The sequence below is a fragment of the Pseudomonas sp. GB2N2 genome (assembly GCF_054897705.1).
Genome location: NZ_CM142701.1, coordinates 2,659,450 through 2,673,639 on the forward strand (window position 1 = coordinate 2,659,450; position 14,190 = coordinate 2,673,639).

The 14,190-nt window shown below is 60.5% G+C and carries 12 protein-coding genes; 6 read left to right on the top strand and 6 right to left on the bottom strand.

The window, feature by feature from the left end:
• Positions 1–13: 13 nt before the first annotated feature.
• The 4 genes from acnD to ACYZT4_RS12305 form a co-directional block, all read right to left on the bottom strand.
• Positions 14–2,611 (bottom strand): Fe/S-dependent 2-methylisocitrate dehydratase AcnD, encoded by a 2,598-nt coding sequence (acnD, locus tag ACYZT4_RS12290; RefSeq protein ID WP_461988095.1) that lies wholly within the window; start codon positions 2,609–2,611, stop codon positions 14–16.
• A 208-nt stretch (positions 2,612–2,819) separates the two neighbouring features.
• Positions 2,820–3,947, bottom strand: coding sequence for a bifunctional 2-methylcitrate synthase/citrate synthase (gene prpC / locus ACYZT4_RS12295; protein ID WP_461988096.1), 1,128 nt, complete (start codon positions 3,945–3,947; stop codon positions 2,820–2,822).
• A 40-nt stretch (positions 3,948–3,987) separates the two neighbouring features.
• Positions 3,988–4,878, bottom strand: a complete 891-nt coding sequence (gene prpB / locus ACYZT4_RS12300) for a methylisocitrate lyase (RefSeq protein ID WP_461988098.1) — start codon at positions 4,876–4,878, stop codon at positions 3,988–3,990.
• Complete coding sequence (locus tag ACYZT4_RS12305) at positions 4,875–5,594, bottom strand: GntR family transcriptional regulator (protein WP_191632395.1); 720 nt, start codon at positions 5,592–5,594, stop codon at positions 4,875–4,877. The genes prpB and ACYZT4_RS12305 overlap by 4 nt, the downstream gene beginning before the upstream one ends.
• Before the next feature lie 428 nt (positions 5,595–6,022).
• Here ACYZT4_RS12305 and rloA point away from each other — a divergent pair, with 428 nt between their 5' ends.
• The 4 genes from rloA to pabB all read left to right on the top strand — a co-directional run bounded on the left by rloA (position 6,023) and on the right by pabB (position 10,592).
• Complete coding sequence (gene rloA, locus ACYZT4_RS12310; protein ID WP_461988100.1) at positions 6,023–6,559, top strand: retropepsin-like aspartic peptidase RloA; 537 nt, start codon at positions 6,023–6,025, stop codon at positions 6,557–6,559.
• A gap of 5 nt (positions 6,560–6,564) precedes the next feature.
• Positions 6,565–8,100 (top strand): osmotic stress tolerance membrane protein RloB, encoded by a 1,536-nt coding sequence (gene rloB, locus ACYZT4_RS12315; RefSeq protein ID WP_461988101.1) that lies wholly within the window; start codon positions 6,565–6,567, stop codon positions 8,098–8,100.
• On the top strand, positions 8,100–9,086 hold the full coding sequence (locus tag ACYZT4_RS12320) for an alpha-L-glutamate ligase-like protein (protein WP_461988103.1): 987 nt from the start codon (positions 8,100–8,102) through the stop codon (positions 9,084–9,086). The genes rloB and ACYZT4_RS12320 overlap by 1 nt, the downstream gene beginning before the upstream one ends.
• A gap of 168 nt (positions 9,087–9,254) precedes the next feature.
• Positions 9,255–10,592 (top strand): aminodeoxychorismate synthase component I, encoded by a 1,338-nt coding sequence (gene pabB, locus ACYZT4_RS12325; protein ID WP_461988104.1) that lies wholly within the window; start codon positions 9,255–9,257, stop codon positions 10,590–10,592.
• Positions 10,593–10,707: 115 nt separating this feature from the next.
• Here pabB and thrH read toward each other — a convergent pair whose 3' ends face one another.
• Positions 10,708–11,325, bottom strand: coding sequence for a bifunctional phosphoserine phosphatase/homoserine phosphotransferase ThrH (gene thrH, locus ACYZT4_RS12330; protein WP_461988106.1), 618 nt, complete (start codon positions 11,323–11,325; stop codon positions 10,708–10,710).
• 172 nt (positions 11,326–11,497) lie between these two features.
• On the opposite strand from thrH, the gene ACYZT4_RS12335 reads away from it, so the two are divergent.
• Positions 11,498–12,238 (top strand): phosphoadenylyl-sulfate reductase, encoded by a 741-nt coding sequence (locus ACYZT4_RS12335; RefSeq protein WP_461988108.1) that lies wholly within the window; start codon positions 11,498–11,500, stop codon positions 12,236–12,238.
• A 107-nt stretch (positions 12,239–12,345) separates the two neighbouring features.
• Here the strand turns inward: ACYZT4_RS12335 and ACYZT4_RS12340 are convergent, their stop codons facing one another.
• Positions 12,346–13,269, bottom strand: a complete 924-nt coding sequence (locus ACYZT4_RS12340; protein WP_461988110.1) for a LysR family transcriptional regulator — start codon at positions 13,267–13,269, stop codon at positions 12,346–12,348.
• 125 nt (positions 13,270–13,394) lie between these two features.
• Between ACYZT4_RS12340 and ACYZT4_RS12345 the strand changes: the two genes are divergently transcribed.
• Complete coding sequence (locus ACYZT4_RS12345) at positions 13,395–14,141, top strand: 3-oxoacyl-ACP reductase family protein (protein ID WP_461988111.1); 747 nt, start codon at positions 13,395–13,397, stop codon at positions 14,139–14,141.
• Positions 14,142–14,190 lie beyond the last annotated feature (49 nt).

Sequence of the window (14,190 nt, forward strand, 5' to 3'; positions counted from 1 at the left end):
CGCAAACCGGGTTTTAGACGGCGACTGCCGATTCTTCGAGGAAGTCCTGAGCGAAGCGTTGCAGCACGCCGCCCGCCTCGTAGATCGACACTTCTTCAGCAGTGTCGAGGCGGCAGGTCACCGGCACTTCGACGCGCTCGCCGTTAAGGCGGTTGATCACCAGCGTCAATTGCGCACGCGGTGTGCGCTCGCCAATCACGTCATAGGTTTCGCTGCCATCGATGGCCAGCGTGTGGCGGTCGGTGCCCGGCAAAAACTCCAGCGGCAACACGCCCATGCCCACCAGGTTGGTGCGGTGGATGCGCTCGAAACCTTCGGCGGCAATCGCTTCGACACCCGCCAGGCGCACGCCCTTCGCCGCCCAGTCGCGGGACGAACCCTGACCGTAGTCGGCGCCGGCAATGATGATCAGCGGCTGCTTGCGTTCCATGTAGGTTTCGATGGCTTCCCACATGCGCATCACCTGGCCTTCCGGCTCGACGCGAGCCAGCGAACCCTGCTTGACCTTGCCATTTTCCCAGACCATTTCGTTGAACAGTTTCGGGTTGGCGAAGGTCGCGCGTTGCGCAGTCAGGTGGTCACCGCGGTGTGTTGCGTAAGAGTTGAAGTCCTCTTCCGGCAGGCCCATTTTCGCCAGGTATTCGCCGGCCGCGCTGTCGAGCATGATCGCGTTCGACGGCGACAGGTGATCGGTGGTGATGTTGTCCGGCAGCACCGCCAGCGGGCGCATGCCCTTGAGCGGACGCGCGCCGGCCAGCGCACCTTCCCAGTAAGGCGGACGACGGATGTAGGTGCTCATTTCGCGCCAGTCGTACAGCGGCGTGACTTTCGGGCCGGTGTCTTCGTGGATGGCGAACATCGGAATGTAGACCTGACGGAACTGCTCCGGTTTGACCGAAGCTTTTACCACTGCATCGATTTCTTCGTCGCTCGGCCAGATGTCTTTCAGGCGGATTTCCTTGCCCTCGGCGTCCAGGCCCAGCACGTCTTTTTCAATGTCGAAACGGATGGTCCCGGCAATCGCGTAAGCGACAACCAGTGGCGGCGAAGCGAGAAACGCATTCTTGGCGTACGGGTGAATCCGCCCGTCGAAGTTGCGGTTGCCGGAAAGCACGGCGGTGGCGTACAGGTCGCGGTCGATGATCTCCTGCTGGATCACTGGATCGAGCGCACCGGACATGCCGTTGCAAGTGGTGCAGGCGAAGGCGACGACGCCAAAACCGAGCTGCTCCAGCTCATTTGTCAGGCCCGCTTCATCGAGGTACAACGCCACGGTTTTCGAGCCTGGCGCGAGAGACGATTTGACCCACGGCTTGCGAGTCAGGCCGAGCTTGTTGGCGTTGCGCGCCAGCAGGCCGGCGGCAATCACGTTGCGCGGGTTGCTGGTGTTGGTGCAGCTGGTGATGGCAGCGATGATCACCGCGCCGTCCGGCATCTGGCCCGGCACGTCATCCCACTGGCCGGAGATGCCTTGTGCGGCGAGTTCCGAGGTCGCGACGCGAGCGTGCGGGTTACTCGGGCCGGCCATGTTGCGCACGACAGTGGACAGGTCGAAGGTCAGGCCGCGCTCGTATTGCGCACCCTTCAGGCTGTCGGCCCACAGACCGGCGGTCTTGGCATAGTGCTCGACCAACTGCACTTGTTCGTCTTCACGGCCGGTGAGTTTGAGGTAGTCGATGGTCTGCTGGTCGATGTAGAACATCGCCGCAGTGGCGCCATATTCCGGGGCCATGTTGGAGATGGTTGCGCGGTCGCCGAGGGTCAGCCGTGAAGCGCCTTCTCCGAAGAATTCCAGCCACGCGCCGACGACTTTTTGCTTGCGCAGGAATTCAGTCAGCGCCAGCACCATGTCGGTGGCGGTGATGCCCGGTTGCAGTTTGCCGGTCAGTTCGACGCCGACGCTTTCCGGCAGGCGCATCCACGACGCGCGGCCGAGCATCACGCTCTCGGCTTCGAGGCCGCCGACGCCAATGGCGATCACGCCCAGCGCATCGACGTGCGGGGTGTGGCTGTCGGTGCCGACACAGGTGTCGGGGAACGCCACGCCGTCGCGTACCTGAATCACCGGCGACATTTTCTCCAGGTTGATCTGGTGCATGATGCCGTTGCCCGGTGGAATCACATCAACGTTTTTGAAAGCCTTTTTGGTCCAGTTGATGAAGTGAAAACGGTCTTCGTTGCGACGGTCTTCGATGGCACGGTTTTTCTCGAACGCCTCGGGATCGAAGCCACCGCGCTCGACGGCCAGCGAGTGATCGACGATCAATTGCGTTGGCACCACCGGGTTCACCTGCGCCGGGTCGCCACCTTGCAGAGCAATGGCGTCACGCAGGCCGGCGAGGTCGACCAGTGCGGTCTGCCCGAGGATGTCGTGGCAGACCACACGGGCCGGGAACCACGGGAAGTCGAGGTCGCGTTTGCGTTCGATGAATTGCTTCAGGGAATCGGTGAGCGTGGCCGGGTCGCAGCGACGCACAAGGTTTTCCGCCAACACGCGGGAGGTGTACGGCAGGGTGTCGTAGGCGCCAGGCTGAATGGCTTCGACCGCCGCACGCACGTCGAAGTAATCCAGATGGCTGCCGGGCAGCGGTTTACGGAATTCAGTGTTCATCGTCAGGACTCGGTCACGGTGATAACAAAAGGTGGGGCCTGGCACCGAATGTGAATTCAACACACTCCACTGTAGGAGTGAGCCTGCTCGCGATAGCGATGTTACTGGCGACATTGATGTTGAATGTCAGTCCGTCATCGCCGGCAAGCCGGTCTCACTCCTACAGGGATCTGTATCGGGTTCAGATCCCGGTGCCGACCGCCACCAGTCAGCGTTGTTCGATTGGCACGAACTTGCGCTGTTCGACGCCGACATACTCGGCGCTCGGACGGATGATGCGGTTGTTGGCACGTTGTTCGAACACATGCGCGGCCCAGCCGGTCAGGCGCGAGCAGACGAAAATCGGCGTGAACAACTTCGTCGGAATGCCCATGAAGTGGTACGTCGACGCGTGATAGAAGTCGGCGTTCGGAAAGAGTTTTTTCTGTTCCCACATGGTCTTGTCGATGGCTTCGGAAACCGGGAACAGCACGGTGTCACCCACTTCGTCAGCGAGTTTTTTCGACCAGCCCTTGATCACCTCGTTGCGCGGATCGTTGTCCTTATAGATCGCGTGGCCGAAGCCCATGATCTTGTCCTTGCGTTCCAGCATGCCGAGGGTGCCTTTGACCGCCTCTTCCGGCGACGAAAAGCGCTCGATCATTTCCATCGCCGCTTCGTTGGCGCCACCGTGCAGCGGACCGCGCAGGGAGCCGATGGCGGCGGTGATGCAGGAGAACAGGTCGGACAGCGTCGAAGCACAAACCCGTGCGGTGAAGGTCGAGGCGTTGAACTCATGCTCCGCGTAGAGGATCAGCGAAACGTTCATCACCTTGACGTGCAACTCGCTCGGTTTCTTGCCGTGCAACAGGTGCAGGAAGTGGCCGCCGATGGTTGGCTCGTCGCTCACGCAGCTGATGCGTTTGCCGTCGTGGCTGAAGCGATACCAGTACGTCATGATCGCCGGGAACGCAGCCAGCAGGCGGTCGGTCTTGTCGTGCTGCTCGGAGAAGTCTTTCTCCGGCTCGAGGTTGCCGAGGAACGAGCAACCGGTGCGCATCACGTCCATCGGGTGGGCGTCGGCGGGGATGCGCTCCAGCACTTCTTTCAAGGCTTGCGGCAGGTCACGCAGCTTGCTCAGCTTGTCTTCGTAAGCAGCGAGTTGTGCTTCGGTCGGCAGTTCGCCGTACAGCAGCAGGTAGGCGACTTCCTCGAATTGCGCGCCTTCCGCCAATTCGCGAACGTCGTAGCCACGATAGGTCAGACCTGCGCCCGACTGGCCCACGGTGGACAGTGCGGTTTGCCCGGCAACCTGGCCACGGAGCCCGGCGCCACTGAGTACTTTTGCTTCGGCCATTGCTGTCTCCAATCTTGAAATTATTAAGGAGTTGCGCGACTTACTTCTTCGCGGCGAACAACGCATCAAGCTTCTGCTCGAACGTGTGGTAGTCGATGCGATCGTAAAGCTCCATGCGCGTTTGCATGGTGTCGATCACGTTCTGTTGCGTACCGTCGCGGCGGATCGCGGTGTAGACGTTTTCCGCCGCCTTGTTCATCGCGCGGAACGCGGACAATGGGTATAGCACCAGCGACACATCGGCACCGGCCAACTGCTCGGTGGTGTACAGCGGTGTCGCGCCGAACTCGGTGATGTTGGCCAGGATCGGCGCTTTCACGCGGCTCGCGAACAGCTTGTACATGTCCAGTTCGGTGATGGCTTCCGGGAAGATCATGTCGGCGCCAGCCTCGATACACGCCGCGGCGCGATCCAGTGCGGACTCCAGACCTTCGACGGCCAGCGCGTCGGTGCGGGCCATGATCACAAAGCTGTCATCGGTGCGCGCATCGACAGCGGCCTTGATCCGGTCGACCATTTCCTGCAGGGACACGATCTCTTTATTGGGACGGTGGCCGCAGCGCTTGGCCCCGACCTGGTCTTCAATATGGATCGCCGCCGCGCCGAACTTGATCATCGACTTGACAGTGCGCGCGACGTTGAACGCCGAGGAACCGAAACCGGTGTCCACGTCCACCAGCAACGGCAGGTCGCAAACGTCGGTGATGCGGCGCACGTCGGTCAGCACGTCATCCAGGCCGGTGATGCCCAGGTCCGGGACTCCGAGGGAGCCGGCAGCGACGCCGCCACCGGACAAATAGATCGCCTTGAAACCGGCACGCTTGGCCAGCAACGCGTGGTTGGCGTTGATCGCCCCGACCACTTGCAGCGGATGTTCGCTGGCGACCGCATCGCGGAAACGCTGGCCTGGAGTGCTCTTGATGGAACTCATGACTCACCTCGTTCAGTGGCTGTCGGGTTAGCGCCGTCCTGGTAGTGACGGGCGATATTGCGTTTGGAGGCGCCGATGTGCCGGCGCATCAACAATTCGGCCAGTTCGCCGTCACGGTCGGCGATGGCATCGAGTATCCGGTGGTGTTCGGCAAAGGCCTGGCGCGGGCGATTGGGCGTGGTGGAAAACTGGATGCGGTACATGCGCACCAATTGATAGAGCTCGCCGCAGAGCATCTGCGTCAGCGTGCGATTGCCGCTGCCCTGGATGATCCGGTAATGGAAATCGAAATCACCTTCCTGCTGGTAGTAGCCGACGCCGGCCTGAAACGCGGCGTCGCGCTCGTGGGTCTCGAGGACCCGGCGCAGTTCGTCGATTTCTTCGACGGTCATGCGTTCGGCGGCGAGGCGACAGGCCATGCCTTCGAGGGATTCGCGGATTTCGTAAAGTTCCACCAGTTCGGCGTGGTTGAGCGAGACCACCCGTGCGCCGACGTGCGGTATGCGCACCAGCAGGCGCTGACCTTCCAGACGGTGGATCGCTTCGCGCAGCGGGCCGCGGCTGATGCCGTAGGTGCGTGCCAGTTCCGGCTCGGAGATTTTGCTGCCCGGGGCGATCTCGCCTTTGACGATGGCCGCCTGAATGCGCCGGAAGACGTTCTCGGAAAGGGTTTCCGAATCGTCCTGGGCAATGACCGGGGGATCAAGCTGATCCAGCATATTGTTGACACCTTGTGAGCCGATTCGGCAAAAACTAGCGAATACAGGGCTAATAGTCAAAGGATAAATGGGTATTGTCGACAATCGTCTAATAACCGGAGTGTGTTGTGCGGCCGCATTCCCCTGCGCATTCCCCTGTAGGAGCGAGCCTGCTCGCGATGGACGTCAACGATGAGGCGTGGTGCCTGAATGAACGCGTTGCCCGGACCTCCTTCGCGAGCAAGCTCGCTCCTGAAGGGGTCGAACGAACAAAGCGCCCTAAGCCCCCCACCGCTGGCGCCATAAAACCACCGTGCTAGAATGCCGCCCGCATTTGTCTGTGACATCTGCACTGTTTGTCACAATCAGTTGATAGGCATACGAGGGAGCTTGCGCAGCGATGCCATGGCCTTGAATCGAACACGGACCGCTGCACGCCAGGATTTATGAGACTCAAGCCCTTCCCCACCGTCCTGTATCTGCTCTGCCTGCCCGGTGTCGCCAGCGCCGGAGAAAAAACCGTGTACGGCCTCAACGAGTACGCCTCGCTGGACGGGATCAACCTGGAAGTTGCGGCCAAACTCGACACCGGTGCGAAAACCGCTTCACTCAGTGCGCGGGACATCAAACGCTTCAAGCGCAATGGCGAATCCTGGGTGCGTTTCTATCTGGCCATCGACGCCGCACACACGCACCCGATCGAACGGCCACTGGCCCGCGTCAGCAAGATCAAGCGGCGGGCCGGCGACTTCGATCCGGATGAAGGCAAGAAATACACCGCCCGTCCGGTGATCGAGCTGGATATCTGCATGGGCTCGGCGTTACGCAGCATCGAAGTGAACTTGACCGACCGAAGTGCCTTCCAATACCCGCTCCTGATCGGCTCCGAAGCGCTCAAACGCTTTGATGCGCTGGTCGACCCCAGTCTTAAATACGCTGCTGGCAAACCCGCCTGCGCCACCGACGCACATACCGCAGAGTAATTCCAATGCGCGCTCTAACCCTCCACCTGAAACTGCTGATCGCCATCCTGGTGGTGTTGGGCATTTCAGTTACGGCCTATCAGATTTTCGTGCTTGGCATTCCGGTGACCGAAGACGCCACCGACGACTTGTGGAACATCGACGCCAAAGTCGAGTTCGTCCCGAGTGCCAAGGACCCGGTCAAGATCCAGATGTTCGTGCCGCCGCTGAGCCGCGATTACGTCAGCCTCAACGAAAGCTTTATTTCCAATAATTACGGCGTGGCTGTGAACCGGGTCGATGGCAACCGCAAGGTGACCTGGTCGGCGCGTCGGGCCAAGGGCAATCAGACCCTCTATTACCGCCTGGTGCTGACCAAGCGCTACACCGGTGAAAAATCCAAGATCAAAGGGCCGACCTTCCGCGACAGTATCGCGGTCGAAGGCGCGGAAAAAGTCGCCGCCGAAGCCCTGCTCGCGCCGATTCGTCAGCACTCGGCCGACGTCGAAACCTTCATCGGCGAAGCGATCAAGCGCGTCAACAACGTCAATGACGACAACGTGAAGCTGTTGCTCGGCGGTGATCCGTCCAGCAGCCATAAAGCCAAAATCGTCGAACTGGTGCTGTCCATCGCCCACGTCCCGGTGGAAAAGGTCCACACCCTCCGTCTGGTCGCCGATCAACCGCAAACGCCGGAACTGTGGCTGCGCAGTTTCAACGGCACCGACTGGCTGTACTTCAACCCGGAAACCGGCGAACAAGGCCTGCCGACCGACCGCCTGCTGTGGTGGACCGGCGATGAAAACCTGATCACCGTCGATGGTGGCAAGAAAGCCAGCGTGACGTTCAGCCTGAACAACAGCGAAATGAATGCCATTCGCCTGGCCAAACTGACCGACGAAAACACCGACGCCAACTTCCTTGAATACTCGCTGTACGGGCTGCCGCTGCAAACCCAGCAGACCTTCATGATCATGGTGATGATCCCGATCGGCGTGCTGGTGATCCTGATCCTGCGCAACTTGATTGGCTTGCAGACCCTCGGCACGTTTACTCCGGTGCTGATCGCCCTGGCCTTTCGCGAAACCCAGCTCGGGTTCGGTATCGTGCTGTTTACCATCATCACCGCGCTGGGGCTGTCGCTGCGCTCCTACCTTGAACACTTGAAACTGCAAATGCTGCCGAGGCTGTCGGTGGTGCTGACGTTCGTGGTGGTGTTAATTGCGGCGATCAGCCTGTTCAGCCATAAACTCGGCCTGGAGCGCGGGTTGTCCGTGGCGCTGTTCCCGATGGTGATTCTGACCATGACCATCGAACGCCTGTCGATTACGTGGGAAGAACGCGGGTCCGGGCATGCGATGAAAGTGGCAATCGGCACCTTGTTCGCCGCGTCCCTGGCGCACTTGATCATGAGCGTCCCGGAACTGGTGTACTTCGTGTTTACCTTCCCGGCGATCCTGCTGATTCTGGTGGGCTTCATGCTGGCGATGGGGCGCTATCGCGGCTACCGCCTGACCGAACTCGTGCGTTTCAAGGCTTTCCTGAAGAAGGCTGACGCCTGATGTTCGGCTTCTGGAAGACCTGGAAGGCCCTGGAAGCCCGGGGCATCATGGGGATCAATCGGCGGAACGCGGACTACGTCCTCAAGTACAACAAGCGCAGCCTGTACCCGATCGTCGATGACAAGATCATCACCAAGGAACGCGCGATTGCCGCCGGCATTCATGTGCCGGAACTGTACGGTGTGATCTCCACCGAGAAAGAAATCGACAAGCTCGACGAGATCATCGGCGGTCGCAGCGACTTCGTGATCAAACCGGCCCAAGGCGCGGGCGGCGACGGCATCATTGTGGTGGCCGACCGTTTCGAGGGGCGCTATCGCACGGTGTCCGGCAAGATCCTCAGTCATGAGGAACTCGAGCACCATATCTCGAGCATCCTCACGGGCCTGTACTCCCTCGGCGGTCACCGCGACCGCGCGTTGATCGAATACCGCGTGACGCCCGATCAGATCTTCAAAAGCATCAGCTATGAAGGCGTGCCGGACATTCGCATCATCGTGTTGATGGGCTATCCGGTGATGGCCATGCTGCGCCTGCCGACGCGCCAGTCCGGCGGCAAGGCCAACCTGCACCAGGGCGCTATCGGCGTCGGTGTCGACCTCGCCACGGGCCTGACGCTGCGCGGCACCTGGCTGAACAACATCATCACCAAGCACCCGGACACCACCAATGCCGTGGACGGCGTGCAACTGCCCTACTGGGACGGTTTCATGAAACTCGCGGCCGGCTGTTATGAGCTGTGCGGGCTGGGTTACATCGGTGTCGACATGGTGCTCGACCAGGAAAAAGGCCCGCTGATTCTCGAGCTCAACGCCCGACCGGGGCTGAACATCCAGATTGCCAATGATTGCGGGCTGACGTTGCGTACCCATGCGGTCGAGGCTCGGCTGGAAGCGTTGAAAACGCGCGGGATTACCGAAACGGTTGAAGAGCGCGTGGCGTTTGTGCAGGAGATGTTTGGGCATATTCCTGCGGTTGAGGGCTGATCCGGGACCGGGTCGACCCCATCGCTGGCAAGCCAGCGATAGCGGTCTGACAGACATCACACTTCTCAACCTTGCCACCCAACGGCCAATCCCCGACATCCCCCTAGGCCCAATTCCCCAAGGGGACTACAATCGCCACCCCGCCACAATGGCTGACCTGCCCCGCCCATGTTGACCTGCTCCGTACATCCGCTGCCCTATCTCGCCAACCCCGCCGACTACTTCGCGGCGATTCGTCATGCCCCGGGCGCGGTCCTCCTCGACAGCGGCCGGCCGACGGCTGATCGCGGTCGCTTTGACCTGCTCAGCGCCTGGCCACTTGAGCAACTGGCGGGACTGCCTGACGAAAGCGGCAGCGATTACCTGCGACGCCTGCGCGACAATCTGACACGACTGGGTGAGGCGGCTGTTCCGTTCGACCTGCCCTTCGCCGGCGGCCTGATCGGTTACTTGAGCTACGATTTCGGTCGCCGTCTGGAATACCTGCCGAGCCAGGCACAAGACGATCTGCATTTGCCTGATGCGCGGTTCGGGCTTTATGACTGGGCACTGATCAGCGATCACCAATTGATGACAAGTCAGTTAGTGTTCCATCCGTCTCTGATCGACAGCGAACGTCAGCGCCTTGTCGCGCTGTTCAGTCAGCCTGCGTTTGATACTGCCGAACCGTTCAAGTTGAAAACACCGATGGTTGCCGACCTGAGTGCGGATCAATACCGCCAGGCGCTGGAACGAATTCAGCAGTACATCCAGGCAGGCGACTGCTATCAGGTCAATTTTGCCCAGCGGTTTCGCGCCGAATGCGAAGGCGATCCATGGGCCGCGTACTGCGCGTTGCGCGCGGCGTGCCCGACCCCATTTTCCGGTTTCCAGAGCCTGCCTGACGGTGACGCGGTGCTGAGCCTGTCACCGGAGCGTTTCGTCAAAGTCAGCGACCGCCTGGTGGAAACCCGCCCGATCAAAGGTACCCGTCCACGCGGCGTGACTGCCGTTGAAGATGCCGCCAACGCCGCCGAACTGCTGGCGAGCCCCAAGGATCACGCGGAAAACCTGATGATCGTCGATTTGCTGCGTAACGACCTTGGCCGCACGTGCCGCATCGGCTCAGTGCAGGTGCCAGAGTTGTTCAGCCTGGAAAGTTATCCAAACGTGCATCACCTGGTGAGCAGCGTCACTGGCGAACTGGCGGATGGCCGTGATGCATTCGACCTGATCGCCGGCAGTTTCCCTGGCGGCTCGATTACCGGCGCGCCGAAGATCCGGGCCATGCAGATCATCGACGAACTGGAGCCGACCCGCCGCGGGTTGTACTGCGGCTCGCTGTTGTATCTGGATGTACGCGGCGAGATGGACAGCTCCATCGCCATTCGCAGCTTGCTGGTAAAGGATGGACAGGTGTGTTGCTGGGGTGGCGGCGGGATTGTTGCGGATTCTGAGTGGGAGGCTGAGTATCAGGAGTCGATTACCAAGGTGAAGGTGCTGCTCGATACCCTGCAAAACCTGTAGGAGCAGCCGGTCGACGCTCGATTGCTCGCGATGGTCGCGAACGATAACGCTCGAAACCTGACGCCCGCCGGCGTCTTGGGGTTTCCGCCAGCAAGCTCGCTCCTACAGGGGTGGATTACAGGCTTAGAGCGCGGTTGGACGCCTTGATGAACTCCTGCTTCAAATCCTCAAACGTATGCACCGCCGGGAACTGCGGAAACTCGCGAATCACGTTGTCCGGCGCATGGAACAGAATCCCCGCATCTGCCTCGCCCAGCATTGTCGTGTCGTTGTAGGAATCCCCTGCCGCAATCACCCGGTAATAAAGGCTCTTGAACGCCAGAACCGACTGCCGCTTGGGGTCTTTCTGACGCAGCTGATAACTTGTCACCCGCCCGGCATCGTCAGTAATCAGGCGATGGCAGAGCAAGGTCGGAAACCCCAACTGACGCATCAGCGGCTGGGAAAATTCGTAGAACGTGTCCGACAGGATCACCACCTGGAAGCGCTCGCGCAGCCAGTTGACGAACTCGATGGCGCCGTCCAGCGGCTTGAGCGTGGCGATCACTTCCTGGATGTCCGCGAGTTTCAAGCCGTGTTCGTCGAGGATTCGCAGGCGCTGCTTCATCAGCACGTCGTAATCGGGGATGTCCCGGGTGGTGGCCCTGAGGGATTCGATCCCGGTTTTCTCGGCGAAGGCGATCCATATTTCCGGGACCAGCACACCTTCAAGATCCAGACAGGCAATTTCCACAAGACACTCCATTTGTAGTGATTATTGAGTCGAGCGAGTCAAAAGACTGCCGAACTTTAGCGACTCGGGCGGCCCTGCGCAACGCAGAGGGCGCGCCAGTGTTCGCAGGATTTTGTTACCATCTGGCTCATATAGAGCGCCCAGCGCCACCGACCTGTAGGAAGCCGCCCTGATGAGCCCATCGTTCGATGTTGTGGAACTCGCCACGACCTATGCCAACAAATCCGCCCAGGACATCCTGAAACTCGCGTTTGCCGAGTTTGGCGACGACCTGTGGATATCCTTCAGCGGCGCCGAGGATGTGGTGCTGGTGGACATGGCCTGGAAGCTGAACAAGAACGTCAAGGTGTTCAGCCTCGACACCGGCCGCTTGCACCCCGAAACCTACCGTTTCATCGACGAGGTGCGCGAGCACTACAAGATCGACATCGAACTGGTGTCGCCGGACTATACGAAACTCGAACCGTTCGTGAAGGAAAAAGGCCTGTTCAGCTTCTACAAGGACGGCCATGGCGAATGCTGCGGCATCCGCAAGATCGAACCCCTGCGTCGCAAGCTCTCGAGCGTGACCGCCTGGGCCACTGGCCAACGTCGCGACCAGAGCCCAGGCACCCGCAGCGCCGTCGCGGTACTGGAAATCGACACCGCGTTCTCCACCCCGGAACGCACCCTGTACAAATTCAACCCGCTGGCACAAATGACCAGTGAAGAGATCTGGGGTTACATCCGCATGCTTGAGCTGCCATACAACAGCCTGCATGAACGCGGATTCATCAGCATTGGCTGCGAGCCCTGCACGCGTCCGGTGTTACCGAATCAGCATGAACGCGAGGGCCGCTGGTGGTGGGAAGAAGCGACGCAGAAAGAATGCGGGTTGCATGCGGGGAATATCATCGGCAAATCCAAAGCGTAGTCCCGCTGGGTGCCGACTTTTGCCGAGGCGTTGGTTTGCGTCGCTCAGAGATTTTCTGTGGGAGCGTGGCGTGTCCGCGAAAGGGACGACTCGGCCCCAAGCCAGACTCAAACCGCACTGAATCGAGCACCTAACCCCTGCTCCGCAAACTGCTCAATGATGAAATCTACAAACGCCCGGGTCTTGCCTGGCAACAACTTGTGCTCCGCGTAATAAATGGCGATGTTGCCATCGTCGACATACCAGTCCGGCAACACGCGCTGCAACGTCCCCGCCTGCAAATACCCCGACGCAAACGGCATGCTCACCAATGCAATCCCCAAGCCCTGAACCGCCGTCGCACACGCCGCCTCCGAATCGCTCATGGTCATCCGCGCCTTGAGCATCAGCGGGCTGTGTTGCCGCGTGCGACTGGTTAATTGCCAGGAGCGCACCCGTCCCGTCTGCGGCGAGCGAATCAGGATGCCGTCGTGCTGCTTGAGATCATCGGGTTCGACGATGTCTTCGCGCTCAGCCAGGTATTGCGCCGAAGCGACCAACACCCGATGGGCGGGCGTCAATTTGCGCGCGACAACGCCTTGCGGCAGTTCAAACCCACCACCGATCGCCGCATCAAAACCCTGGGCGATCAGGTCGACCTGTCGGTTATCGAAATTCCAGTCCGGGTTGATCGCCGGGTAACGTCGCAAAAATTCACCCAGCAGCGGCACTACGTACAAACGGCCGAACACCGTGCCCATGCTGACCTTCAGCGTTCCCGCCGGACGCCCTTCAGCGCTCGCCAGATTGGCCACGGCATTCTGGATCGTGTGCAGGCTGGAACTCACTTCACTTAGAAACAGATGCCCGGCTTCGGTCAGCGTCAGGCTGCGAGTGCTGCGCTGGAACAGCCGCACACCCAGCCGCGCTTCAAGCTTTGCGACACTTTTACCCACCGCCGCGGGCGTCAGGCTCAGTCGTCGCGCCGCCTCGGCGAAACTGCCGACCTCCGCGCTGCGCACAAAGCATTCGATACTGCTGAAGGTTTCCATAGGCACCACTATAAACTTCTGGTTTACACAGACTATCGCAGTTATCGGCTACTCAGGGTGCAATCCGGAATCGATACTAGGCTCCATCAACCGGGACATTTCGTTTCGGGACTTTGGAGATCGACATGACTACTCAGAACCTCAGCGGCAAAGTGGCTTTGATTCAAGGCGGGTCTCGCGGCATCGGCGCAGCCATCGTCAAACGCCTGGCCGCTGAAGGCGCATCCGTTGCCTTCACCTACGTCAGCTCCACGGCCAAGGCCGAAGAATTGCAGAACAGCATCACTGGCAACGGTGGCAACGCTCTCGCGATCAAAGCTGACAGTGCCGATGCCGAGGCGATTCGCAGCGCTGTCGCCGCCACCGTCAAAGCCTTCGGTCGCCTGGACATCCTGGTCAACAACGCCGGCGTGCTGGCCATTGCCCCACTGGAAGATTTCAAACTCGAAGACTTCGACCAGACGCTGGCAATCAATGTGCGCAGCGTATTTATCGCCACCCAGGCCGCCGCTCAACACATGACTGAAGGCGGTCGCATCATCAACATTGGCAGCACCAACGCCGACCGCATGCCCTTCGCCGGTGGCGGCCCGTACGCCATGAGCAAAGCAGCGCTGGTCGGCCTGACCAAAGGCCTGTCCCGTGACCTCGGCCCGCGCGGAATCACCATCAACAACGTGCAACCGGGCCCGGTCGACACCGACATGAACCCGGCCAGCGGTGACTTCGCCGAAAGCCTGATTCCGCTGATGGCCGTGGGCCGTTACGGTAAAGCGGAAGAGATTGCCAGTTTCGTCGCCTATCTTGCAGGTCCGGAAGCGGGTTATATCACGGGGGCAAGCCTGACCATCGACGGCGGTTTTGGCGCCTGATGAGCTAAACGCAATACCCAATGTGGGAGCGGGCTCACTCCCACATTGT